The organism is Bacillus sp. SW14, assembly GCF_047608225.1.
GTDB lineage: Bacteria > Bacillota > Bacilli > Bacillales > Bacillaceae > Bacillus > Bacillus subtilis_G.
The window spans coordinates 428,092-452,956 of sequence record NZ_JBLKRW010000001.1; the positions used below are offsets into that span (position 1 = coordinate 428,092).

The 24,865-nt window shown below is 46.8% G+C and carries 25 protein-coding genes; 24 read left to right on the top strand and 1 reads right to left on the bottom strand.

Features of this window, described 5'->3' with window-relative positions; translation table 11 throughout:
- Nucleotides 1–103: 103 nt before the first annotated feature.
- From ACMX2I_RS02220 to ACMX2I_RS02230, 3 genes are all read left to right on the top strand, one after another.
- Complete coding sequence (locus tag ACMX2I_RS02220) at nt 104–421, top strand: YwdI family protein (RefSeq protein ID WP_414956044.1); 318 nt, start codon at nt 104–106, stop codon at nt 419–421.
- Nucleotides 422–440: 19 nt separating this feature from the next.
- The gene (locus ACMX2I_RS02225) at nt 441–1,763 is read left to right on the top strand and encodes a purine/pyrimidine permease (RefSeq protein WP_414956045.1); all 1,323 of its coding nucleotides are present in this window, start codon (nt 441–443) and stop codon (nt 1,761–1,763) included.
- 61 nt (nt 1,764–1,824) lie between these two features.
- Entirely contained in the window at nt 1,825–2,196 is a 372-nt protein-coding gene (locus ACMX2I_RS02230; protein ID WP_087992786.1) for a DUF423 domain-containing protein, read from the top strand.
- Between the two features lie 41 nt (nt 2,197–2,237).
- Here ACMX2I_RS02230 and gerQ read toward each other — a convergent pair whose 3' ends face one another.
- On the bottom strand, nt 2,238–2,762 hold the full coding sequence (gerQ, locus tag ACMX2I_RS02235; protein ID WP_394715380.1) for a spore coat protein GerQ: 525 nt from the start codon (nt 2,760–2,762) through the stop codon (nt 2,238–2,240).
- A 321-nt stretch (nt 2,763–3,083) separates the two neighbouring features.
- On the opposite strand from gerQ, the gene spsA reads away from it, so the two are divergent.
- The 21 genes from spsA to bacF all read left to right on the top strand — a co-directional run bounded on the left by spsA (nt 3,084) and on the right by bacF (nt 24,863).
- Entirely contained in the window at nt 3,084–3,854 is a 771-nt protein-coding gene (gene spsA, locus ACMX2I_RS02240; protein ID WP_414956046.1) for a spore coat dTDP-glycosyltransferase SpsA, read from the top strand.
- Between the two features lie 4 nt (nt 3,855–3,858).
- The gene (locus tag ACMX2I_RS02245; protein ID WP_414956047.1) at nt 3,859–5,283 is read left to right on the top strand and encodes a CDP-glycerol glycerophosphotransferase family protein; all 1,425 of its coding nucleotides are present in this window, start codon (nt 3,859–3,861) and stop codon (nt 5,281–5,283) included.
- Nucleotides 5,284–5,303: 20 nt separating this feature from the next.
- Nucleotides 5,304–6,473 carry a DegT/DnrJ/EryC1/StrS family aminotransferase gene (locus tag ACMX2I_RS02250; protein ID WP_414956048.1) on the top strand — a complete coding sequence of 390 codons (1,170 nt, stop codon included), beginning with the start codon at nt 5,304–5,306 and terminating at the stop codon, nt 6,471–6,473.
- Nucleotides 6,474–7,343 (top strand): GNAT family N-acetyltransferase, encoded by an 870-nt coding sequence (locus ACMX2I_RS02255; protein WP_414956049.1) that lies wholly within the window; start codon nt 6,474–6,476, stop codon nt 7,341–7,343. It begins immediately after the preceding gene.
- Nucleotides 7,343–8,464, top strand: a complete 1,122-nt coding sequence (locus ACMX2I_RS02260; protein ID WP_087992780.1) for an N-acetylneuraminate synthase family protein — start codon at nt 7,343–7,345, stop codon at nt 8,462–8,464. The genes ACMX2I_RS02255 and ACMX2I_RS02260 overlap by 1 nt, the downstream gene beginning before the upstream one ends.
- On the top strand, nt 8,457–9,179 hold the full coding sequence (locus ACMX2I_RS02265) for a glycosyltransferase family protein (RefSeq protein ID WP_414956050.1): 723 nt from the start codon (nt 8,457–8,459) through the stop codon (nt 9,177–9,179). The genes ACMX2I_RS02260 and ACMX2I_RS02265 overlap by 8 nt, the downstream gene beginning before the upstream one ends.
- Nucleotides 9,180–9,181: 2 nt before the next feature.
- Complete coding sequence (locus ACMX2I_RS02270; RefSeq protein WP_414956051.1) at nt 9,182–10,201, top strand: PseG/SpsG family protein; 1,020 nt, start codon at nt 9,182–9,184, stop codon at nt 10,199–10,201.
- A 24-nt stretch (nt 10,202–10,225) separates the two neighbouring features.
- Complete coding sequence (locus ACMX2I_RS02275) at nt 10,226–10,966, top strand: sugar phosphate nucleotidyltransferase (protein ID WP_333561634.1); 741 nt, start codon at nt 10,226–10,228, stop codon at nt 10,964–10,966.
- Entirely contained in the window at nt 10,966–11,913 is a 948-nt protein-coding gene (gene rfbB / locus ACMX2I_RS02280) for a dTDP-glucose 4,6-dehydratase (protein WP_087992776.1), read from the top strand. Before ACMX2I_RS02275 ends, rfbB begins: the two co-directional genes overlap by 1 nt.
- Nucleotides 11,914–11,926: 13 nt before the next feature.
- Nucleotides 11,927–12,778: a dTDP-4-dehydrorhamnose reductase gene (gene rfbD / locus ACMX2I_RS02285; RefSeq protein WP_414958282.1), complete on the top strand. Its 852-nt coding sequence runs from the start codon at nt 11,927–11,929 to the stop codon at nt 12,776–12,778.
- Nucleotides 12,771–13,226, top strand: a complete 456-nt coding sequence (locus ACMX2I_RS02290) for a dTDP-4-dehydrorhamnose 3,5-epimerase family protein (protein WP_087992774.1) — start codon at nt 12,771–12,773, stop codon at nt 13,224–13,226. The genes rfbD and ACMX2I_RS02290 overlap by 8 nt, the downstream gene beginning before the upstream one ends.
- Nucleotides 13,227–13,551: 325 nt before the next feature.
- A complete protein-coding gene (gene bslB / locus ACMX2I_RS02295) occupies nt 13,552–14,016 on the top strand; it encodes a biofilm surface layer hydrophobin BslB (RefSeq protein ID WP_003222098.1) in 465 nt (154 codons plus the stop codon).
- A gap of 184 nt (nt 14,017–14,200) precedes the next feature.
- Nucleotides 14,201–15,475 (top strand): glutamate dehydrogenase, encoded by a 1,275-nt coding sequence (gene rocG, locus ACMX2I_RS02300; protein ID WP_414956052.1) that lies wholly within the window; start codon nt 14,201–14,203, stop codon nt 15,473–15,475.
- A gap of 236 nt (nt 15,476–15,711) precedes the next feature.
- Nucleotides 15,712–17,259: an L-glutamate gamma-semialdehyde dehydrogenase gene (gene pruA, locus ACMX2I_RS02305; RefSeq protein WP_289348626.1), complete on the top strand. Its 1,548-nt coding sequence runs from the start codon at nt 15,712–15,714 to the stop codon at nt 17,257–17,259.
- Nucleotides 17,260–17,579: 320 nt separating this feature from the next.
- Nucleotides 17,580–18,818 carry an MFS transporter gene (locus ACMX2I_RS02310; protein WP_414956053.1) on the top strand — a complete coding sequence of 413 codons (1,239 nt, stop codon included), beginning with the start codon at nt 17,580–17,582 and terminating at the stop codon, nt 18,816–18,818.
- A 151-nt stretch (nt 18,819–18,969) separates the two neighbouring features.
- Nucleotides 18,970–19,584 carry a prephenate decarboxylase gene (bacA, locus tag ACMX2I_RS02315; protein WP_414956054.1) on the top strand — a complete coding sequence of 205 codons (615 nt, stop codon included), beginning with the start codon at nt 18,970–18,972 and terminating at the stop codon, nt 19,582–19,584.
- A complete protein-coding gene (bacB, locus tag ACMX2I_RS02320; RefSeq protein WP_087992769.1) occupies nt 19,574–20,281 on the top strand; it encodes a 3-((4R)-4-hydroxycyclohexa-1,5-dien-1-yl)-2-oxopropanoate isomerase in 708 nt (235 codons plus the stop codon). Before bacA ends, bacB begins: the two co-directional genes overlap by 11 nt.
- Nucleotides 20,282–20,283: 2 nt before the next feature.
- A complete protein-coding gene (bacC, locus tag ACMX2I_RS02325) occupies nt 20,284–21,045 on the top strand; it encodes a dihydroanticapsin 7-dehydrogenase (RefSeq protein ID WP_141113420.1) in 762 nt (253 codons plus the stop codon).
- A gap of 18 nt (nt 21,046–21,063) precedes the next feature.
- A complete protein-coding gene (gene bacD, locus ACMX2I_RS02330; protein WP_394715364.1) occupies nt 21,064–22,482 on the top strand; it encodes an alanine--anticapsin ligase in 1,419 nt (472 codons plus the stop codon).
- A complete protein-coding gene (gene bacE / locus ACMX2I_RS02335; protein ID WP_414956055.1) occupies nt 22,479–23,663 on the top strand; it encodes a bacilysin exporter BacE in 1,185 nt (394 codons plus the stop codon). Before bacD ends, bacE begins: the two co-directional genes overlap by 4 nt.
- Nucleotides 23,664–24,863, top strand: a complete 1,200-nt coding sequence (gene bacF / locus ACMX2I_RS02340; protein WP_414956056.1) for a transaminase BacF — start codon at nt 23,664–23,666, stop codon at nt 24,861–24,863.
- Nucleotides 24,864–24,865 lie beyond the last annotated feature (2 nt).

Consider the following 24,865-nt stretch of genomic DNA (forward strand, 5'->3'; position numbering starts at 1 on the left):
AAATACGTAAGGTTTGTCAGAAAAAATCACAAACTCATATCTGCGTTTGTGGCGGGAATTTGATAAAATGCAGGAAGACGATAAATATTCTGGAGGGTTCTTGATGAACATTCATATATCTGCTTTGATTCAAAAAATGGAAGAGGAGCTCAAAAAAGCGAAGACGGCTGAGCTAGATGAGGAGCTGAAGCGCTCGGTAGCGGTTGTCCGTTCTTTGTGTGATGTCGTGCTGGATCAGCCGGAGGCCGCGAGCGCGCCCCTCATCCAGCCGAGCAGCACGTCAAGTCCTGCCACGCCGCCATCGACAGACCAATTGATGATGGAAAAAATGATGGGAAGCGCAGGATTAAAAAATTATCGAAAGCAGGAAAAAGAGAAGCAGGAAGAGGACGGAAACGGAGAGTCTTTATTTGATTTTTAATGAGAAAGGTTGAGCGCACGTGAAATTGTTTCTTGGCGCGCTGCAATGGACAGCGTTTATCATTGCTGCGGCGGTTGTTGTTCCGGTGGCGGTTGCCCAGTCGTTTCATCTGGATCACTCAGATTCTGCGAGATTGATCCAGAGCACTTTTTTTGTATTGGGAATTGCCGCCGTCATTCAGTGTTTGAAAGGCCACAGACTGCCGATCAATGAAAGCCCCGCCGGCTTGTGGTGGGGTGTGTATACGATCTACGGCGGGTTGATGGGAACTGTTTTTGCAACTTACGGGGACACACTGCGCGGTTTGCAGGGAGCTCTTCTTGTAAGCGCTGTATGTTTCTTTTTGTTAAGTATCTTCAAGGTCATTGACCGGCTCGCAGCCTTGTTTACTCCGGTTGTAACAGGCGTCTATTTATTGCTGCTTGTCATGCAGCTGAGTCAGCCCATTATAAAAGGAATTCTCGGAATCGGCTACCGCAAGGACGGTGTAGACGGCCTTGTATTTGGTCTGGCACTTGTTGTAGTCGCCGCCGCCTTTATAATGACAAATTCGAACATCACATTTTTTAAGCAATATTCTATTTTATTGGCTCTGTTCGGCGGATGGGTGCTGTTTGCGGCTGCCGGAGCGGCAAAGCCGATGGAAATGCCTGATCGGCTGTTTCAGCTGCCCTCCCTGTTTCCTTTTGGCAAACCTTTATTTAACAGCGGTCTTATCATCACCTCAATTTTTATTACCATCTTGCTGATCGTGAATATGCTGGCGAGCATGAAGGTTGTGGACATCGCTGTAAAAAAATTCGGCAAACAGCCGGATGGGCGGCATCATGAACGCCATGCCGGTTTTGCCGCCTCATTCAGCCATCTGCTGAGCGGTTTGACGGGAGCCATTGCACCGGTTCCGATTTCGGGAGCAGCGGGTTTTATTGAGACGACCAAAATGCCTTCTAAAAAACCGTTTATGCTCGGCAGTATTTTCGTTGTTGTGATCAGCGTGATCCCGTTTTTTATGAATGCGTTTGCGAGCCTGCCGTCACCCGTTGGATTTGCGGTAAACTTTGTTGTGTTTTCCGCGATGGGCGGTCTGGCCCTTGCAGAATTTGATTCATATGAGAAAGCGGAACTGAAAAGGGTGCGGTCTGTGATCGGCACCTCGCTGTTGACGGGGGTCGGCATTATGTTTGTTCCTGAAACTGCCTTAAAGGGTTTGCACCCGGTATTTATTTCTCTGTTAAGCAACGGGCTTGTATTAGGAACGCTTGTTGCAATAGCGGCAGACCAGTTCCAGCTTTGGCGCAGGAGAAAATCCGACAATCTCGTGTCATCGGAGAACAAACATTGAAATTTAGTATAGGTGCGATAAGATAAAGGATATGAGTTTAACGAAAAGGCGGGAGAGCTAGATGAAAGTTTTTATCATATTAGGGGCCATTAACGCCCTGCTTGCCGTGGGACTCGGGGCATTTGGCGCTCACGGATTAGAAGGGAAAATTCCTGATAAATATCTTCAGGTGTGGCACACAGGTGTGCAGTATCATATGTATCACGCCCTTGGGCTTTTCGTTGTCGCCTTCCTGGCCGATAAATTATCCGGCATCGGCAGTGTCACGACAGCCGGCTGGCTGATGTTTGCGGGAATTGTGCTGTTTTCCGGAAGTTTATATATTCTCAGTTTGACGCAAATCTCCATTCTTGGGGCCATTACCCCGCTCGGCGGTGTGGCGTTTATTATTTCTTGGATCATGATCATTGTCGCAGCCGTCAAATATCTATAAAAAAAAGCCAATCCTCATCATATGAGTGATTGGCTTTTACTTTATCTTGGCGAATAGGATGCCATGGAATATGGATACGTATACGCAATTTCTTCATCAAATGTAATGTAATCGAGGTAGATGGTCAGGAGCAGGTAGCGAGTTCCTGATTTCGGGTCGCTGATGATAATGTGATCCCGGCCCGCAGCCTCGATGACGCCGCGAAAGATCTTTGAGCCCCATTCCTTGCTGTTTTCAAATGTCATATAAATGGTGGCCGTTTTTCCCCTGTTCAGTCGCAAAATGTTCTCAATGTATGATTCCTCAACAGGCAGCATGCCGGGAATGCTTTGGCCGGGCGCCGACGGTGTCGGCCCCGATGGAATTTGAAACCCGCCGCCCTGCTGGCCCGGGAATCCGAATCCTTGCTGGCCTTGCTGCATTGGCATCATTTGCTGCATCCCCATCGTCTGCATTTGCGCGCCTTGACCTTGCTGCGGGTACGGATTGGCGCCGTACTGAGGCTGATATCCCTGCATATTATCAAATCCCTGCATTTGCTGATATTGATTTTTTTTCGGTTTCATATCGTTCCTCCTTTTTATGAAAACCATTCAAAACAAGTTCCGGATGTATAAATGAACGCTCCGCGATGACTCACCTCCGATGGAAAACGATCTTAGTCGCTGGTGCGATTTTTATCTCTTTCACCTTATGAGGCTGATGCTTGGAATATGCGGAAAAAGAACAGCGGACGGGCCAGATTTTCGTCTGGGCAGCCGCTGTTTTTCGTAGGCATACACAAACTTTTCGCGCATATTGGTTTGTATCCCTAGCGCAACTTGCGCATAAGCAACATAAGATAACGTTAGTTTCAGGTGTGAAGTTTCAAGAAGGAGGTGTAGGATTTGCCGAAAGTATCAGTCATTATGACGAGTTATAACAAAAGCGATTATGTGGCAAAGTCCATTTCCAGCATACTTTCACAAACGTTTTCCGATTTTGAATTGTTTATTATGGATGACAACTCCAATGAAGAGACGCTAAATGTAATCCGTCCTTTTTTGAATGATAACCGAGTGCGTTTTTATCAAAGCGATGTATCTGAAGTAAAGGAAAGAACGGAAAAAACAAGATACGCGGCGCTGATCAATCAGGCGATTGAGATGGCCAAGAGTGAATATATCACCTATGCGACGGATGACAACGTCTATATGGCGGACCGGCTCTTAAAAATGGTGAAGGAGCTCGATGATCATCCTGAAAAGGCTGTGATTTACTCTGCCTCCAAAACCTATCACTTAAACGAGGATCGCGACATTGTAAAAGAAACTATCAGGCCGGCCGTTCACGTGACGTGGAACGCGCCGTGCGCCATCGACCATTGCTCGGTGATGCACAGGTATTCTGTGCTTGAGAAGGTAAAGGAGAAATTTGGCTCCTATTGGGATGAAAGCCCGGCGTTTTACAGGATCGGGGATGCCCGGTTCTTTTGGAGGGTCAACCATTTTTATCCATTTCACCCGCTGGCTGAGGAGCTGGATCTGAATTATATTACCGACCAATCGATTCATTTTCAGCTGTTTGAATCAGAAAAAAATGAATTCGTCAGGAACCTTCCTCCGCAGCGCAATTGCCGAGAGCTGCGTGAATCATTAAAAAAGCTTGGAATGGGGTGAGAGCTTGTCGGCCTATTTAAGCAATTATTGGGTGCTGTACCGGAAGTATGTAGAGCTTTTTGACAGACTTCGCTACAAGGGGATTCCGCTTGGGCTTATCAGTAATTTTTATCAATACATCACCCCGGAGCTAAGGGTGATGATGGATGAAGAGCCGGAGTTATTCGGAGCGGTGGATCAGCATATCGATGAAGGGCAGATTCAGCCGTTTTTTGAAGAAAAGATAAAAAATATAGTCAAAACAAACGAAAAACCTGGTAAGGGGAAAGTCATATTGCACTTTGATTACCTGCGTTTTTCGAACGAAAATTACTATCAGTTTGACCCTGGCAAAACAGCTGTTTTGGCCAGATGGAGTTTGCCTGATTATTGTGATCTGCCTGTGATTAGCAAGCGTGAGATTGCGGAATCATGCCAAAAAGGTGATCCGAAGCCGTATCTCGAAACAGCCTGTTCGATTCTCGCCCCTTTTGATGACCACCCTGCATTCGGTGATCAAGCGTTTCGCGACCGGCTTTACAAAGATATTCCTTTATTTATGGAAGCCATTGATACGGTTGATGCGCTGTTTGAGCAGGAGAAGATTTCTGCCGTTGTCGTTGGAACGGCAGAAGATATTTACAGCAGGGTGCTCGCTCTTACGTGTGAAAAGAGAGGGGCCGTCAGCATTTGTCTTCAGCATGGCGCATTGATGGGAGATGAAGCCTTCATTCCTGTTTTTACAACCTATCAGGCTGTTTTTGGCGCTTATGAAGCGGAGTGGTTCAAACGAAAAGGCTGTAAACCTGAGCAGATTCTCGTAACGGGACATCCCCGCTTCGATCAGATTTTTAACAGAACCCCTATCGACATGTCCGTATTCTATCGAAAACTTGCTTTTCATCCATCAAAAAAAATCGTGCTTATTGCGACCCAGCCTTTTTCGGAAGATTTTTATTCCGGTTTGCTAGAAGAGCTTTCTGATCAGAAACAGCTGCAAATCATCATCAAACCCCATCCTTGGGAAATCGGGAAAAATAAGCTGGGTCTGTATCACACTGCGGCAAAAAAACATAAAGCCTGCAGAGTCATCAAAAAGGAGATGGAGCTGTATGATTTGCTGCCGTATGCTGACGCGGCAGTGACGCAAACCTCAACAGTCGGACTTGAAGCCATGCTGTTTCAAAAACCTGCATTGATCGGGAAATCATCCGGAACCCGCACGTATCCGTATTATGAATCTCTTGGCGCTTTTATATTCGATCAGCCGGATGAACTGGCGCGCACCTTAATTGCGGTTCTTCGAAGTCCCTCAGTGCATCAAAAAGCAGAAGAGGCGCGTCTGGCATTCACAGCAGCTAATTACCCGGTGGCAGAATCAACAAACGCCTTATTGGCGGAATTGAAAGCCAAAACAGGGGTTGATTACAGGCGGGAAGATACTGAATAAAATGATAGGAGCGCAAAGAAATGGTGCAAAAGAGAAATCAGTTTCTTCCTTACTCTTTGCCGTTAATCGGAAAGGAAGAAATTCAGGAGGTTACAGAAACGCTTGAATCGGGATGGCTCTCCAAAGGCCCGAAGGTTCAGCAGTTTGAAAAAGAGTTTGCCGCGTTTGTCGGGGCGAAGCACGCCGTGGCGCTGAATTCATGTACGGCCGCCTTATTTTTGGCTTTGAAAGCAAAAGGAATCGGGCCGGGTGACGAGGTCATTACCTCTCCGCTTACGTTCAGCTCGACCGCCAATACGATTATTCATACAGGAGCCACGCCTGTGTTTGCGGATATTGACGAAAACACGCTCAATATTGATCCGGTAAAGCTTGAGGCGGCCGTCACACCGCGAACGAAAGCAGTTGTACCTGTCCACTTTGGCGGGCAGTCCTGCGATATGGATGCGATATTGGTAATTGCCCAAAAGCATGGCTTATTCGTGCTTGAGGATGCGGCACATGCTGTGTATACAACTTATAAGCAAAGAATGATCGGTTCTATCGGGGACGCGACGGCATTCAGCTTTTACGCCACCAAAAACCTGGCGACAGGGGAAGGCGGCATGCTGACGACAGACGATGAGGAGCTTGCCGATCACATTCGGGTGCTGAGCCTTCACGGCATGAGCAAAGCCGCGTGGAACCGTTATTCTTCAAATGGCAGCTGGTATTATGAAGTCGAATCACCCGGCTATAAGATGAACATGTTTGATCTGCAGGCGGCTCTCGGTCTTCATCAGCTGAAACGTCTGGATGAGATGCAGAAACGGAGAGAAGAGATTGCCGGCCGCTACCAAGCCGCTTTTCAGCAGATTTCGGGGCTGATCACGCCGTTTGTCCATGATGACGGCAGGCACGCTTGGCATTTATATGTTCTGCAAGTTGATGAAAAACAGGCCGGTGTCACGCGCAGCGAAATGATTACGGCTTTAAAGGATGAATACAATATCGGCACAAGCGTTCATTTTATTCCCGTGCACATTCATCCGTATTATCAAAAGCGATTCGGGTTTAAGGAAGAGGACTTCCCGATCGCGATGAATTACTATAAACGAACCCTGTCGCTCCCGCTTTATCCATCAATGTCTGACGAGGATGTAAATGATGTCATTGAAGCTGTGCGGGCTATCGTAAAAGGGGCTGGTTAAGTGTACACGGTAAAAGAAAATGTCTCCAAAGAGGCGATTGAGAGTTTTCTCCACAGCAGGCAGCTTACACTGGACGTTCCGTATCAATTTTCCCTCGGCCTTTTTGAAAACAGCGGGCTCCAAGGCGTCTTGCTTTATGAAGACTCTCTGTGGGAAGGCAAGATTCTTCAGAAGAAAGTCATGAACGTCAAGCTTCTTGCGGCAAACAGCACCGGGCAGCTGAAGAGGCTGTTTCAAGCGTTTTATTCTGTACGGCAAATGGATGAAACGGATTTTATCTTTGTTCGCGTTCCGGCTGAAGATATCGGAGCCGCGCATGTGATACAGCAGCAGCCGTCTTCTTACTTTGTCGGCAGTTTGCTGAAGCTGGCGAATCCCCCGTCTTTATATGACAAAACACCGCCATTTTTTGAACTGGGTCCGCCTGAGCCCGAAGACACAGAAGCGATATGTGAGCTGGCCCGCGACTCGTTTACAAAAAGCAGATATTTTCAAGATCCTTATCTCAGCCGCGAAGCAGCAAACAAAATTTTTCAGGAGTGGACACGAAACAATCTGAATGGAAGGGCCGCTGTTAATGTTGCCGCTAAGCATAATGGCGAGGTCATCGGTTATCTTCAGGGCTTATCCAGAGAAGATGAATGTATTCTCGATTTGATGGCTGTGAAGCCGGGATTCGAAGGCAAACGTGTCGCGTTTCATTTATTGGCGAATCTCATAGAACACCCGTTGACCCAGAAGCATAAAACGGTAACAGCGGGGACGCAGCTTCACAATGTAAGGGCGATCCGCCTTTATGAAAGAATGGGCTTCACCGCTGAACAATCGTATTACTATTATCATATTTGGCCGGGCAAGGAGGCGAAATAATGGCAACGTTTCAGATCGCGAATAAAACTGTGGGCAAAGACGCTCCTGTATTTATTATTGCCGAGGCGGGAATTAATCATGACGGAAAGCTTGATCAGGCTTTTGCGCTGATTGATGCAGCGGCGGAAGCCGGCGCGGATGCCGTGAAATTTCAAATGTTCCAGGCTGATAAGATGTACCAGAAAGATCCTGGTTTGTACAAAACAGCGGCTGGCCAGGACGTCTCTATTTTTTCTTTGATTCAATCCATGGAAATTCCCGCTGAGTGGATTTCCCCGCTTTTGGATTACTGCCGCGAAAAGCAGGTGATCTTTTTAAGCACAGTATGTGACGAAGGGTCAGCCGACCTGCTACAGTCCACCTCGCCGAGCGCTTTTAAAATCGCATCCTATGAAATTAACCATCTTCCGCTGCTCAAATATGTCGCCCGACTGAACAGGCCGATGATATTCTCGACAGCCGGAGCGGAAATTTCTGATGTTCACGAAGCGTGGAGCACCATCAGGGCAGAGGGCAACGATCAAATCGCCATTATGCATTGTGTGGCGAAATACCCTGCGCCGCCGGAGTACAGCAACCTCAGCGTCATTCCGATGCTTGCCGCCGCTTTTCCTGATGCTGTGATCGGCTTCTCCGATCACAGCGAGCACCCGACTGAAGCGCCGTGTGCCGCGGTTCGGCTCGGAGCAAAACTGATAGAAAAGCATTTTACGATCGATAAAAATCTGCCGGGCGCCGACCACTCGTTTGCGTTAAATCCGGACGAATTAAAAGAAATGGTCGAAGGTATCAGGAAAACCGAGGCCGAGATGAAACAAGGAATCAGGAAGCCGGTATCTGAAAGACTGCTAGGCAGTTCATACAAAACCACAACCGCCATCGAAGGAGAAATCCGACAATTTGCATACAGAGGAATTTTTGCAACAGCTCCGATACAAAAAGGCGAAGTTTTTAGTGAAGACAATATCGCAGTGCTGCGCCCCGGACAAAAGCCGCAGGGGCTGCACCCGAGATTTTTTGAGCTGCTGACCGGCGGTGTTCGGGCTGTAAGAGACATCCCGTCCGATACAGGCATTGTCTGGGACGACATTTTAATGAAGGACAGCCCATCTCATGAATGACATTCTCTTTATCATCCAAGCCAGAATGGGTTCAACACGGCTTCCGGGAAAAGTGCTGCGTCCGCTCGGATCCAATCGTTTACTCGATATTCTCGTTCACCGTGTCCGGAAAAGCGCGTTTTATCAAAAGGATCGGGATAATCTTGTCATCGCCACGTCTGACAAAGAAACTGACGACATCTTAGAGGCGCACTGTGTGAAATATGGCTTTCGCCTTTTCCGCGGCAGCGAGGAACGTGTTCTCGACAGGTTTGTGCAGGTCATTAAAGCTGTCAAACCGACAGTGGTCATCCGGTTAACGGGTGATAATCCGTTTGTCGATCCGGAGCTGCTCGATTTCATGATAGCGGCGCATCTTGATCAAGGAGCGGATTATACGTATATCCGGCACACTCCGTTAGGGATTAGCGGCGAAGTGGTCAGCGCCAAGCTGTTAACAGACATCAGCCGTATTCAGGCGTTGGAGGATCAATATCAGGAGCATGTCACGTTATATGTAAGGAACCATCCAGATCTTTATCGCGTTCAGTTTTTAGAGGCGCCGGAACAATTTCGCGCCCCTCAATACCGGCTGACCATCGACACAAAGGAAGACTATGAATCGATAAAGGCCCTTTATCAAAAAGCAGGCGAGCGCCCTGATGTATCCGCCTCCGAGCTCATCAACCTGCTGAACCGGAACCCTGATGCGGCAATCGAACGAGAGTCTGAATAGCCATGCATATTGGGATCGTCGCAGACGGCGGTTATGAAAAGGGAATGGGCCATGTTGTCCGGATGAAGAGGCTCGCGGAAGAACTCAAACAGCGCTGCTTGATTACGTTTTACACGAACCAGGAGTCTGAACCATTTCTTCATGAAGAGCATTGGCATGTCATCGTAAAACCGGAGCTGCGGCAGGATGAATTTATTCTCCGGGAAATAAAAAACAAGCACCTTGATCTGCTTTTGTTTGATATTCTCGACGCGCCTGCTGAGCTATTAAGGAAAATAAAGGCGGAAACAGATGCAAAAATCGTACTCTTTGAAGAGAAAAATGAAAAAGCGATTCAGCTAAGTGACGCAGTCATCAACGGAATTTACGGTGATATCAGAAGCAGGTGGTACGATCAGGGAAACACCCGCATCTATGAAGGCCCTGATTATCTCATTCTTCACCCCGCCTTCCAGACCGCAAGAAATGATTACACACTGAGGAAAAAATGCCGCAATATTCTTGTTGCGCTGGGAGGAAGCGATCCGAAGCAACTTATTTTTAAAGTGCTGGCTGCAGCCGATCAAGTCCCCGCCATGAAAGATAAAAACATGATTTTTGTAATGGGGAGCGCTTCACCGCATCAAGAAGCGGTCCGAAGGCTGATTCAAAAGAAGCCGCAGTACACGGTGATTGGGCAGACAAGTGATATGGCGGGTGTCATGAAACAAGCGGATGCAGCCATTGTAGCCGGCGGCATCTCCTTGTACGAAGCCATTTGCATCGGTGTGCCGTGCCTTGTTCTTTCTCAGGTTGAGCACCAAACGGCAACAGCCAAAACATTCGCTGAACAAGGCGCCGCTCTTGATCTTGGTCTCGGAGAGCTTGTATCGGATGAAACGCTCATCTATCAGATGTCACGAATCAGCAGCAGCTATCCTCTTCGCCTTTCTTTGCACAAGGGAGGGAGGCCGCTCGTGGATGGCAAAGGCATCAAGCGGGTAAAAGCTATTCTTCAAGATTTGTATGATCAAAAGCTATAAAAATGCATGTAAGGAAGTGTTACTGTGAAAGGTGTAATTTTAGCCGGAGGAAACGGCTCACGCCTTATGCCCTTAACGAAAGCCGTCAACAAGCATTTGCTTCCTGTAGGCCCGTATCCGATGATTTACTGGTCGATTATGAAGCTGGAGGAAGCCGGAATAAAAGACATTTTACTCATCAGCCAAAAAGATCATATGCCGCAGTTTTTCAAGCTGCTTGGGAACGGGGAAGAGCTTGGCGTCACAATCACTTATCAGGTCCAGCCTGCCGCATCGGGTATTTCGGATGGGCTGTCTTATGCAAAACGCTTTACGAAAAAAGAGTCTTTCATTTTATTATTAGGTGATAATATATTCGAAGATTCATTAAAGCCTTTTACGGAGCGCTTTGAACAGCAGGGAAAAGGAGCAAAAGTGCTGCTGAAAGAAGTTGATGATCCGGAGCGCTTCGGGATTGCTGAAATTGATGAGAAAAACAAGCGGATTCGTTCCATTATCGAGAAGCCCGCACATCCGCCGACCAACCTTTGCGTAACCGGCATTTATATGTATGATGCGGAGGTATTTTCGTATATTGAACAAATATCACCGTCAAAGCGCGGCGAGCTGGAAATCACTGATGTGAATAATCTATACATTGAAAACAGCCAGCTTACGTATGATGTGTTATCAGGCTGGTGGGTCGATGCCGGAACTCATGAATCGCTTCATCTCGCCTCTCAGCTTGTACACCAGGCTTTACAGAAAGGACAGGACGAACAGTGATGGCAAAATCATATTTAATTACGGGCGGGGCCGGCTTCATCGGGCTCACGTTTACAAAGCTCATGCTGAAGGAAACGGATGCGCGCATTACCGTTTTAGATAAACTGACGTACGCCAGCCACTTGGAGGAAATGGAAAAATTAAAGGAAAACAGCCGATTTCGCTTTGTGAAAGGGGATATCAGTGTTCAGGAGGATATCGACCGCGCGTTTGATGAGACGTATGACGGCGTGATTCACTTCGCTGCGGAATCGCATGTAGACAGAAGCATTTCCCAAGCAGAGCCGTTTATCACCACAAATGTCATGGGAACATACCGATTGGCGGAAGCGGTTTTGCAGGGAAAAGCCAAGAAGCTGATTCATATTTCAACAGATGAGGTGTACGGGGATTTAGAAGCGGAAGATCCCGCGTTTACTGAAACGACGCCGCTTTCTCCTAATAACCCATATTCAGCCAGCAAGGCAAGCTCTGATTTGCTTGTGTTATCTTATGTCAAAACCCACAAGCTTCCGGCCATTATTACACGATGCAGCAACAATTACGGCCCTTACCAGCACAGCGAAAAAATGATTCCGACGATTATCCGCCATGCGAAGCAAGGACTTCCGGTTCCGCTGTACGGCGATGGGCTCCAGATCCGAGATTGGCTGTTTGCGGAGGATCATTGCCGCGCCATCAAGCTGATTTTAGAAAAAGGAACCGACGGTGAGGTGTATAACATCGGCGGCGGGAATGAACGCACAAATAAAGAGCTGGCGAGCATCATCATGAAGCATTTGGGCTGTGAGGAATTGTTCGCACACGTGGAAGACCGAAAAGGGCATGACCGGCGCTATGCGATCAATGCATCAAAGCTGAAAAACGAACTGGGCTGGCGGCAGGAAGTGCCGTTTGAAAAAGGCATTGCGCGTACGATTCGCTGGTATACCGACAATGACCGATGAGAAGGTGATCCGATTGACAAAGGTATTGGTGACTGGTGCGGGAGGACAGCTTGGCCGGGAACTGTGCCGCCAGCTGAAGCAAACCGGATATGAGGTCATTGCATTAACAAAGAAGATGATGAACATTGCTGACCAGCGCTCAGTACGGCATTCGGTTGGCCATTATCAGCCGGATATCGTGGTTAATACGGCCGCGTTTACGTCGGTTGATCAATGCGAGACAGAACTTGATAAAGCGTACTTGATTAACGGAATCGGTGCTTATTATACAGCGCTTGAGGCAACCCGCATCGGCGCTCAATATGTTCATATCAGCACGGACTATGTATTCGACGGGAAAGGAACCCAGCCATATAGGGAAGACGATCCTCCAAATCCTAATACCATCTATGGCAAAAGCAAAAAGCTCGGAGAAGAACTGATTCGATTAGCGACAAAAGACAGCACGATTATCAGAACGTCGTGGGTGTACGGACACGGCGGCAGCAATTTCGTTCAAACCATGCTGAAGCTTGCTGAAACGAAACAAGAGCTGCGGGTTGTAAGCGATCAAATGGGTTCGCCGACCTATACGAAGGATTTAGCGGAAGCGGTCATCAAGCTGTTCAGCCATCCGCCGGGCATTTATCATGTCAGCAATTCAGGCATATGCAGCTGGTATGAATTTGCGAAGGCCATTATGGAAGAAAGCGGGCTGGCCACAGTCATTTTGCCTGTCACGACTGAAGAATACGGAAACAAAACGCCCCGTCCGGCTTATTCTGTTCTGAGCCATCAGGCCATTGAAGAAGCCGGCATTCGCCCTCGCCATTGGCGAGAAGCGTTACGGGCATATTTGCGGGAAAGGAGCAGTGCACGTGATTGATGGAGTCAAGGTGAAAAAATTGACGAAGCACAGTGATGACAGAGGATTTTTTGCCGAGTTGGTTCGGGATGATGAGAACCTTCTTGAGCATTTCGGGCAGGCCTCTTGGTCGAAAAGCTATCCGGGTGTGATTAAGGCATTCCATTATCATGAGAAGCAAGATGATCTTTGGTTCTTCCCAACCGGCCATGCTCAGGTTGTCCTTTACGATCTTCGAGAGGACTCAAAGACAAAAGGAGAAACTGGCGTTTATTACATGGGCGAAGATAACCCGATGCTATTATTGATCCCTAAAGGGGTTGCCCACGGATACAGAGTGCTGGGAGAGAAGCCGCTGACGATTATCTACTTCACGACCATGTCGTATAACGCGGATCAACCTGATGAAAAAAGAATTCCGTGGAATGATGAGACGATCGGTTTTAACTGGAATACCGAATTCAGATAAAGATAGGAACGTGATCAATCGAAGTGCGGAGGCATCTTCGCTTTTTTTTGTCCTTTTTCAAAATAGGATAAAAGATAGAGATCAACAGGCGGGTGTAGCTAGAAAACGAGAGAAAAAATAGTCTTTAGGAACCTTGTATAAATAGGATGGAACTCACAAAAAAACCCAAGTTCTAATATTCCTAAAAAAGCATTTACTTCCATATGGATTAGTGTTAGATTAATTTTTAAGAAAAAGAATTGGAAATTCGCGAATGACAGAAACATACTTTTTCTGCAGAGGACGCTCTGGCCAAATATTAACTGTGATTTGAGGGGGAAATGTCATGTTAAAAAGAACTTCATTCGTATCTTCACTATTCATCAGTTCAGCTGTTTTACTATCAATCTTGCTTCCTTCAGGCCAAGCTCATGCGCAGTCTGCATCAATTGAAGCTAAAACGATCAACAGCACAAAAGAGTGGACCACTTCCGATATTGAAGTGACGTATAAACCAAACGCGGTGCTTTCTCTAGGAGCGGTAGAATTCCGATTTCCTGACGGGTTCCATGCCACGACAAGAGATTCAGTGAATGGAAGAACACTGAAAGAAACACAGATTTTAAACGATGGAAAAACAGTTAGACTCCCGCTTACGCTTGATTTATTAGGCGCAACTGAATTTGACCTCGTCATGGTGCGCAAAACCCTTCCGCGCGCAGGCACTTACACGATTAAAGGCGATGTGGTAAACGGTTTGGGAATCGGCAGTTTTTACGCTGAAACGCAGCTGGTGATTGACCCTCGTTAACTCGTTAATGAATAGATGTGATCAGAGGCTGAGATATTTTCAGTCTCTTTTTTGTTGATTTAAAAAACTGGTACGGATCTTGCATGATGATAAGGGTGAATCCAATGAAGAAAGGAATTGATCGGCGGAAAATTTTTAAAGCGCTTACATTTTAAGCCGGTCAAAAAATAATGAGGTGAAAAAGATGTCAGAAAAGCAAGTCAAGAAAGACGAGGAAAAAGAAGCTCTTAATTTATTTCTGTCTACCCAAACGATCATTAAGGAAGCCCTGCGGAAGCTGGGCTATCCGGGCGATATGTATGAACTCATGAAAGAGCCGCAGAGAATGCTCACCGTCCGTATTCCGGTAAAAATGGATAACGGCAGTGTCAAAGTGTATACAGGCTACCGGTCGCAGCACAATGATGCTGTCGGTCCGACAAAGGGGGGTGTGCGTTTCCATCCTGAAGTCAGCGAAGAGGAGGTAAAGGCATTATCCATTTGGATGACGCTCAAGTGCGGAATTGCCAATCTTCCTTATGGCGGCGGAAAGGGCGGTATTATTTGTGATCCGCGGACAATGTCATTTGGAGAACTGGAAAGGCTGAGCAGGGGATATGTCCGTGCCATCAGCCAGATCGTCGGCCCGACAAAGGATATTCCAGCTCCCGATGTGTACACCAACTCGCAAATTATGGCGTGGATGATGGATGAGTACAGCCGGCTCCGGGAATTCGATTCTCCAGGCTTTATTACAGGGAAACCAATCGTTTTAGGCGGATCGCAAGGCCGGGAAACGGCAACGGCACAGGGCGTCACGATTTGTATTGAAGAGGCGGTTAAGAAAAAAGGGATCAAGCTGCAAAACGCGCGCATCATCATACAGGGCTTTGGGAACGCGGGGAGCTTTCTGGCCAAATTCATGCATGAGGCCGGCGCGAAGGTGATCGGGATTTCGGATGCCAACGGCGGACTCTACAACCCGGACGGCCTCGATATCCCTTATTTGCTCGATAAGCGGGACAGCTTCGGCATGGTCACCAACTTATTTACAGACGCCATCACAAATGAGGAGCTGCTTGAAAAGGATTGCGATATTTTAGTGCCTGCGGCAATCGCCAATCAAATCACAGCCAAAAACGCACATCACATTCAGGCGTCAATTGTCGTCGAAGCGGCAAATGGCCCGACAACCATTGATGCCACGAAGATCCTGAATGAAAGAGGCGTGCTCCTCGTGCCCGATATTCTGGCGAGTGCCGGCGGCGTCACGGTTTCTTATTTTGAATGGGTGCAAAACAACCAAGGATACTATTGGCCGGAAGAAGAGGTTGCAGAAAAACTGAGAAACGTCATGGTCAATTCGTTCGAAACGATTTATCAGACAGCGGCAACACATAAAGTAGACATGCGCTTGGCGGCTTACATGACGGGCATCAGAAAATCGGCAGAAGCATCGCGATTCCGCGGATGGGTGTGAATTCGGAAGGAGAATCTTTCAGATGCAAACAAATTTTGCATTTTACCCTTTTCGGAAAAGCAGAATGCGCAAAATAAATTTGCATTTCGTGATCGGAAAAAGAGCTAGGTGATCTCCTGTTAGACAAATTTCTGTGCAATTCAACAAGTTTTTTCAGCAAAAGACAAGATATTGGTATGATTCTTGCATTTTTAATTTATGCCAAGGCATTTTTTATGACATGAGGGGGATTACATATGACAGTTTCATACGCGCACGAACCATTTACTGATTTTACGGAGGCAAAGAATCGAACAGCATTTCAAGAATCATTGGCCTTTGTAAACACTCAGCTCGGCAAGCATTATCCGCTTGTCATCAATGGAGAAAAAATCGAAACAGACCGCAAAATGGTTTCAATAAACCCGGCCAATAAAGAAGAGGTCATTGGGTACGCGTCTACAGCGGATCAAGAGCTTGCTGAAAAAGCGATGCAAGCCGCATTGCAGGCATTTGTATCCTGGAAAAAACAAAGACCGGAGCACCGCGCCAATATCCTCTTTAAAGCAGCAGCTATTTTACGCAGAAGAAAGCATGAATTTTCAGGCTATCTTGTAAAGGAAGCGGGAAAACCGTGGAAGGAAGCAGATGCGGACACGGCTGAAGCGATAGACTTTTTAGAGTTTTACGCGCGCCAAATGTTAAACCTTAAGGAAGGGGCTCCGGTAAAGAGCCGTGCTGGCGAATTCAATCAATATCATTACGAAGCGCTTGGCGTCGGCATCGTCATTTCTCCATTTAATTTCCCGCTTGCGATTATGGCAGGTACTGCGGCGGCAGCGATTGTGACAGGAAATACGATTCTCTTAAAACCGGCTGACGCGGCGCCAGTCGTGGCTGCAAAATTTGTTGAGGTCATGGAGGAAGCGGGTTTGCCAAACGGCGTTCTGAATTACATTCCGGGAGATGGAGCGGAGATCGGCGATTTCTTAGTAGAGCATCCGAAAACGCGGTTTGTCTCATTTACAGGTTCCCGAGCGGTTGGCTGCCGGATTTATGAGCGCGCCGCCAAAGTGCAGCCGGGCCAAAAATGGCTGAAACGGGTCATTGCAGAGATGGGCGGCAAAGACACGGTGCTAATCGACAAGGACGCTGATCTAGACCTTGCTGCATCCTCTATCGTGTATTCAGCGTTTGGATTTTCAGGACAGAAGTGTTCGGCAGGGTCTCGCGCGGTCATCCATCAGGATGTTTATGATGAAGTAGTGGAGAAAGCTGTGGCACTTACCAAAACGCTGACTGCCGGCAATCCGGAGGATCCTGATACGTATATGGGCCCAGTCATTCATGAAGCGTCCTACAACAAAGTCATGTCATATATTGAAATCGGCAAATCTGAAGGCAAACTGTTGACCGGCGGCGAAGGCGATGATTCAAAAGGTTACTTTATTCAGCCGACGATCTTTGCAGACGTTGATGAAAACGCGCGCCTGATGCAAGAAGAAATTTTCGGCCCGGTTGTTGCGATCTGCAAAGCGCGTGATTTCGATCATATGCTGGAGATTGCAAATAACACGGAATACGGATTAACAGGCGCACTGCTGACGAAAAACCGTGCGCACATTGAACGGGCGCGAGAAGATTTCCATGTCGGAAACTTATACTTCAACAGAGGCTGTACCGGAGCGATTGTCGGGTATCAGCCGTTCGGCGGTTTTAATATGTCCGGAACAGACTCAAAAGCAGGCGGCCCGGATTATTTAATTCTTCATATGCAAGCCAAAACAACGTCCGAAGCTTTTTGATTTGAGAGAAACAAAACCGTGCGTTCTGTAGCTGACCGCACGATTTAAACAGGCAGAGGCGCAATAGAAAAAGCTCTCCGGAGAACCGGAGAGCTTTTTGCGGTTTCGTCTGATCATCCGAGTACGCTTAAGTGCCTTCGGCTTTCCCTAGTAGCATTAAAGTTTCTCCACATTTTTAAATGAAATATTAAAATCTGTATTAAAATTTAAATGAAAACAATAAAAATAATAAAGATTACGTTCGAATTGTAAAATGCGAAAAAACAATGCTAAAATGAATTCAACTTTATGAAGATTATGGAAGAGGTGTTTGAGGGAGAATGAACAGTAAACAAAACAATGACATCAAAACAAAACATCATTTTCCGCTATTGTTAGCACTGGCTTTAACGATGGGGGTATTTGCGGCCGGATCTGAAGAACTTGTGATCTCACCGCTGCTGCCGGATTTAGCAAAAGCCTTCAACTCAGATGTCAGTGTCCTTGCGTTATCTATCAGCATTTACGGCGTGATGATTTTTATCGGTGCGCCGCTTCTGGTTCCTTTAGGCGATAAATATTCGAGAGAACTTAGTTTAATGGCAAGTCTTATCATTTTTATCATAGGAACAGTAATATGCGCTTTAGCCCAAAATATCTTATTCTTCTTTTTGGGCCGGGCGCTGTCGGGATTGGCTGCGGGAGCGTTTGTGCCGACCGCTTACGCAGTTGTCGGGGATCGTGTTCCTTATACATACCGGGGCAAGGTGATGGGACTGATCGTTTCAAGCTGGTCGCTGGCACTGAGCTTCGGTGTGCCGCTCGGATCATTTATCGGCGGCGTCCTGCATTGGAGATGGACATTTTGGATATTCGCCTTGATGGGCGTTCTGGTTGTTTTGCTGACCCTTCTTGAAATGCGCCGTCATGCCGAGCAAAAAAACAGCGGCAAGGAAGAAAAAGAAGAGCCGGCTGGAACATTCCGGGACGCGCTGAAAGTCCCGCGCGTACCCGTTTATATCACGATAACCTTTTGTAATATGATTGGTTTTTACGGTATGTATTCATTTTTAGGCTCCTATCTTCAGGACGTTTTTACCGGGGGAAATACAGCTGCGGGCTTATTTATCATGATTTACGGCATTGGGTTTTCCATGAGTGTGATTACAGGAAAGATAGCCGACCGCATCGGAAAAATGCGTTCCCTGTTGATTGCGCTGGGGGTCATCAGCGTGCTGCTGGCCTGTTTAGCCTATGCGCCGGCTTCAATGATTCTGTTAATCGTCAGCCTATTTATTTGGGGATTAATGCAAAGCTTGACGGTGACGCTGCTCAGCACCATTTTGAGTGACTGCTCAGAGCATCATCGCGGGAAAATCATGGTGTTTTACAGCCTTGCCTCGAATCTGGCTGTGACATTAGGATCTGCTTTGATGGGACCTGTATATGTGGGATACGGTTATGCAGCTGTCGGATTGATTTGCGCCGCCATCACCGTACTCGGATTTGTGCTCAGTGTATTCGCATATAAAAAGTACGGCAAACATGAGCAGAAAGCCGATCATTCCTTATCCCAATAAAGAAAGTTTCTAAATGCCTATAATAAAAAACCCTTTTTCAAGGGTTTTTCTGTTTGTACGGGAATAATTATCAGTATTTTCAAAAAATGTTGACAGTTCGATTTTCTCTGGATAAAATTTACTTAAAATTTTAAAAGATTGGTTGGTGCTCATGATAATATTGGATAATAGCATTCAGACAAAAAACAGAACTGATTCAATATCCAAATTGATTACAGTCAACACGCTCGGCCCTGAGGGGACAAGCAGTGAGTACGCAGCAAAACATTTCATCTCCAATTTTACTCTTCTGCAGGGGCTGAACAGTAAATTGTCCTTGCATGATACATTTGAATCATGCATCGAAAGGACGCTTCAAAGCCCGCTGGAATATACCATCGTCCCACACGCTTACGACGGCATTAAGCATTTCTACATGAGGCCGGATTTGCAGCTTTTGCAAATCTTCAGGTGCGATACACCGATGTACGGCCTGGCTGTTCGTCCTGACTTTGAATTCAGCGACGATATGCTTGATTTATCTGTTATTGTTTCACATCCTTCACCCATTAATTTAATCAAATATTTTACCCGCAAAGAAGTACGTTTCAAATTGGTCAATTCGACCAGTCAAGCTGCAAGAAAAGTAAAAGAAGGCTTGTATGATATTGCTTTAACGAATGAGCTTGCACGGCAAAAGTACGGGCTTACATTTGTGAAAACATTTAAAAGCATTCCTATGAGCTGGTCATTATTCGGAAAAGGAGACGTTGATGATGAAAACTAAAGAAGATATGCAGGAGCTTTATTTCCCGACACCGAAATTAATAGAATGGGAAAACGGTGTGAGACAGTATTCAACCGTGCGCGGCGACACTGAGGTATTAATGTCTTACGTTCCGCCGCATACGAACGTTGAACCCCATCAGCATAAGGAAGTCCAAATCGGCATGGTCGTTTCAGGCGAGCTGATGATGACTGTCGGAGATGTGACGAGAAAAATGACGGCCTTGGAATCTGCCTACATCGCGCCGCCGGATGTGCCTCACGGGGCTAGAAACGACACAGACCAAGAAGTCATTGCGATTGATATCAAGCGGCTGAAAGCTGATGAAACATATACAAGTCCTGAGGACTATTTTTTGAATATTTTCAAAACAAGAGACCTATTGCCCGGCATGGAAGTCACGTTCTTTGTAGAGGACTGGGTGGAAATCATGCTGGCCAAAATCCCTGGAAACGGTGGAGAAATGCCTTTCCATAAACATCGGAATGAACAAATCGGCATCTGCATCGGCGGCGGTTACGACATGACGGTCGAAGGCTGCACGGTGGACATGAAATTCGGTACAGCCTATTTCTGTGAGCCTCGGGAAGATCACGGCGCCATCAACCGCTCAGAAAAAGAATCAAAATCCATTAACATCTTCTTCCCGCCGCGCTACAACAGGGCAAAAGCAAAAAAAATAAAGGCGGATGAGTGATTATGAACCTCACCGATAAAACCGTCCTTATAACAGGAGGCGCATCAGGCATTGGTTATGCTGCGGTTCAGGCTTTTTTGAACCAGCAGGCCAATGTGGTTGTGGCGGATATTGACGAGGCGCAGGGAGAAGCAATGGTCCGGAAAGAAAATCATGACAGGCTGCACTTTGTGCAAACGGACATCACAGACGAAGCTGCCTGTCAGCACGCTGTTCAATCGGCGGTCGATACATTTGGAGGGTTGGATGTATTGATTAATAACGCGGGAATTGAAATCGTGGCTCCCATTCACGAAATGGAGCTCAGCGATTGGAATAAGGTGCTTCAAGTCAATTTGACCGGCACGTTTTTAATGAGCAAGTACGCACTCAAGCATATGCTGGCTGCCGGCAAGGGCAACATCATTAATACATGCTCAGTCGGCGGACTCGTGGCATGGCCTGATATTCCTGCCTATAACGCCAGCAAAGGAGGTGTTTTGCAGCTGACGCGGTCAATGGCCGTTGATTATGCGAAACATCAAATTCGCGTCAACTGCGTATGCCCGGGGATTATCGACACACCGCTAAATGAAAAATCATTCCTTGAAAATAATGAAGGCACACTTGAAGAGATCAAAAAAGAAAAGGCAAAGGTAAATCCGCTGCTGAGGCTCGGGAAACCCGAAGAAATCGCAAACGTGATGCTGTTTTTAGCCTCAGATTTATCAAGCTATATGACCGGAAGCGCCCTCACCGCAGACGGAGGATACACCGCACAATAGAGAAGGAGTGTTTTACATATGGAGAGAAAAACAGTATTGGTCATCGCTGATCTTGGAGGCTGCCCGCCGCACATGTTTTATAAAAGCGCTGCTGAAAAGTATAATCTGGTCAGCTTTATTCCAAGGCCTTTTGCAATTACAGCCTCTCATGCAGCACTGATTGAAAAATACTCGGTCGCGGTTATAAAAGATAAAGACTATTTTCAGAGCTTAGCTGATTTTGAGCATCCCGATTCAATTTATTGGGCGCATGAGGATCATGACAAGCCTGAAGAAGAGGTCGTCGAGCAAATCGTCAAGGTTGCCGAAATGTTTGGGGCGGATGCCATCACCACAAACAATGAATTATTCATTGCCCCGATGGCGAAAGCTTGTGAACGTCTTGGCCTGAGAGGCGCCGGAGTGCAGGCTGCCGAAAATGCCAGAGACAAAAATAAAATGAGAGACGCTTTTAATAAAGCGGGAGTGAAATCGATTAAAAACAAACGGGTCACAACTCTTGAAGATTTCCGTGCCGCACTTGAAGAGATCGGCACACCCCTTATTTTAAAGCCTACATACTTAGCGAGTTCAATTGGCGTAACGCTGATTACGGACACTGAGACGGCAGAAGCTGAATTTAACAGAGTCAATGACTACCTGAAATCGATTAATGTGCCGAAGGCGGTCACATTTGAAGCGCCGTTTATTGCTGAAGAATTTTTACAGGGTGAGTACGGAGACTGGTATCAAACAGAAGGCTACTCCGACTATATCAGCATAGAAGGCATCATGGCGGACGGTGAGTATTTCCCGATCGCCATTCATGACAAAACGCCGCAAATCGGATTTACAGAAACATCACATATTACGCCGTCCATTCTGGATGAAGAGGCGAAAAAGAAAATTGTTGAAGCCGCCAAAAAGGCAAATGAAGGGCTTGGACTGCAAAATTGCGCCACACATACAGAAATCAAGCTAATGAAAAACAGAGAACCAGGTTTAATAGAGTCGGCGGCCAGATTTGCCGGCTGGAATATGATTCCGAACATTAAAAAGGTTTTCGGTCTTGATATGGCGCAATTATTATTAGATGTTCTCTGTTTCGGAAAAGACGCCGATCTGCCTGACGGATTATTAGATCAAGAGCCTTACTATGTCGCTGACTGCCATTTATACCCTCAGCATTTCAAACAAAATGGCCAGATTCCTGAAACTGCAGAGGATTTGGTGATTGAAGCGATCGATATTCCGGACGGGCTATTGAAGGGTGATACAGAAATCGTTTCTTTTTCGGCTGCGGCACCAGGCACATCAGTTGATTTGACACTGTTTGAAGCCTTCAATTCCATTGTTGCCTTTGAACTGAGAGGCAGCAATTCACAGGATGTGGCTGATTCAATCAGACAAATTCAGCTGTATGCGAAGCTGACGGCAAAGTATGTGCTGCCAGTATGAAACAGTTGAAGCCCAACTCTAAATACTTGCTTTACGGGCAGGCGCTATCGTTTATGGGAGACTATTGTGTTCTCCCGGCCCTGCTCATTTTGTCTACATATTATCATGACTATTGGGTGACCTCGGGGGTCATCGTGGTCAGAAGCATTCCGATGGTGTTCCAGCCGTTTTTGGGGGTTCTGGTCGACCGGTTAGACAGAATTAAGATCATGCTGTGGACGGATATCATCAGGGGTTTGATCTTTTTGGGGCTCATATTTCTTCCAAAAGGCGAGTATCCGCTGATTTTTCTGGCGCTTCTGTTTATTTCTTATGGAAGCGGCGTGTTTTTTAATCCGGCCCGTCTCGCTGTCATGTCATCATTGGAATCAGATATTAAAAACATCAACACGTTATTCGCAAAAGCGACGACCATCTCCATTATCGTCGGGGCAGCTGCAGGAGGGCTTTTTCTGTTAGGCGGTTCTGTAGAGCTGGCTGTTGCCTTTAATGGTGTGACATACTTGATTTCGGCATTTTTTATCAGCCGCATCCAGCTCCAATACGTCCCGATTCAGTCAGAAAACGTAAGGGAAGCCTTTCAGTCGTTTAAAGAAGGCCTGAAGGAAATCAAAACAAACGCGTTCGTGTTAAACGCTATGTTTACGATGGTTACGATGGCGCTTTTATGGGGCATCGTCTACAGCTATTTTCCGATTGTCAGCCGCTTTCTGGGTGACGGGGAAATCGGCAACTTTATTCTCACGTTCTGCATCGGCTTCGGCGGCTTTATCGGAGCGGCGCTTGTCAGCAAGTGGGGTTTTAACAACAATAAAGGCCTGACGTACTTTACCGTACTATCCATTGTCTCGCTGGCGCTGTTTTTATTCACGCCGATTTTCGCTGTCTCTGTCATCGCCGCAATCCTCTTTTTCATCGCGATGGAATACGGGGAAGTGCTTGCAAAGGTGAAGGTTCAGGAGAACGCGGCGAACCAGATTCAGGGGCGCATTTTTTCGGTAGCGGAAGCGTCTATCGGATTATGCATTTCTGTTGGTTCAATGTTAATCAACGTCTTCAACGCTCCGGTCATTATGGGGCTGATTGTTGTTATGGTAAGCGGATTGTTTTTGCATACGAAGCTCGTCAACAAATCGTTTTTGGAACGAGATAACAAAACGGAGCAAAAAGGAGTCTATTAGATGGAAATAACACCGTCCGACGTCATCAAGACACTTCCAAGGCAAGAGTTTTCGCTCGTTTTTCAAAAGGTGAAGGAATTGGAAAAAACGGGGGCCCATATCATTAATCTCGGACAGGGAAACCCTGATCTTCCCACTCCGCCTCATATTGTGGAGGCTTTACGGGAGGCGTCTCTGAATCCGTCGTTTCACGGATACGGCCCATTCAGAGGCTATCCTTTTTTGAAGGAAGCAATCGCTGCTTTCTATAAAAGAGAATACGGAGTCTCAATCAATCCTGAAACGGAAGTTGCGCTCTTCGGCGGGGGGAAAGCCGGCTTGTATGTGCTGACACAATGCCTGCTCAACCCGGGAGATATCGCTTTGGTCCCAAATCCAGGCTACCCTGAATACTTGTCAGGGATTACGATGGCACGAGCTGAGCTGCACGAAATGCCGCTGTATGAAGAAAATGGCTATCTGCCCGATTTTGAAAAGATCGATCCCGCCGTGCTGGAAAAAGCGAAGCTCATGTTTTTAAACTATCCGAATAACCCGACGGGAGCCGTAGCCGATGCGGCTTTTTATGCAAAAGCGGCTGCTTTTGCGAAAGAGCACAAGATCCACTTGATCCATGATTTTGCGTACGGAGCGTTTGAATTTGATAACAAACCGGCCAGCTTTCTAGGGGCAGAAGATGCCAAAGCAGTCGGGGCAGAGCTTTATTCATTTTCAAAAACATTTAACATGGCCGGCTGGAGAATGGCGTTTGCGGTCGGGAATGAAAAGATCATTCAGGCCGTCAATGAATTTCAGGATCATGTATTTGTCGGCATGTTCGGCGGGCTGCAGCAGGCGGCAAGCGCGGCGCTTTCAGGAGATCCTAAGCAAACGGAAACCTTGAAAAGAATCTACGAGGAACGAATTGACTTTTTTACGGAGCTGTGTGAAAAGGAATTGGGCTGGAAGATGGAAAAGCCAAAAGGAACATTTTACGTATGGGCTGAGATTCCGAAAATGTTTGAGACATCTCACCAATTCTCTGATTACTTGCTGGAGCATGCCCATGTCGTTGTCACACCGGGCGAAATATTCGGAAGCAACGGAAAAAGGCATGTCAGAATATCAATGGTGTCAAAGCAGGAGGATCTGCGGGAATTTGTCATGCGGATTCAAAAGCTGAACCTGCCGTTTGCATCATTACAAGAAGTATCCCGCTAAAA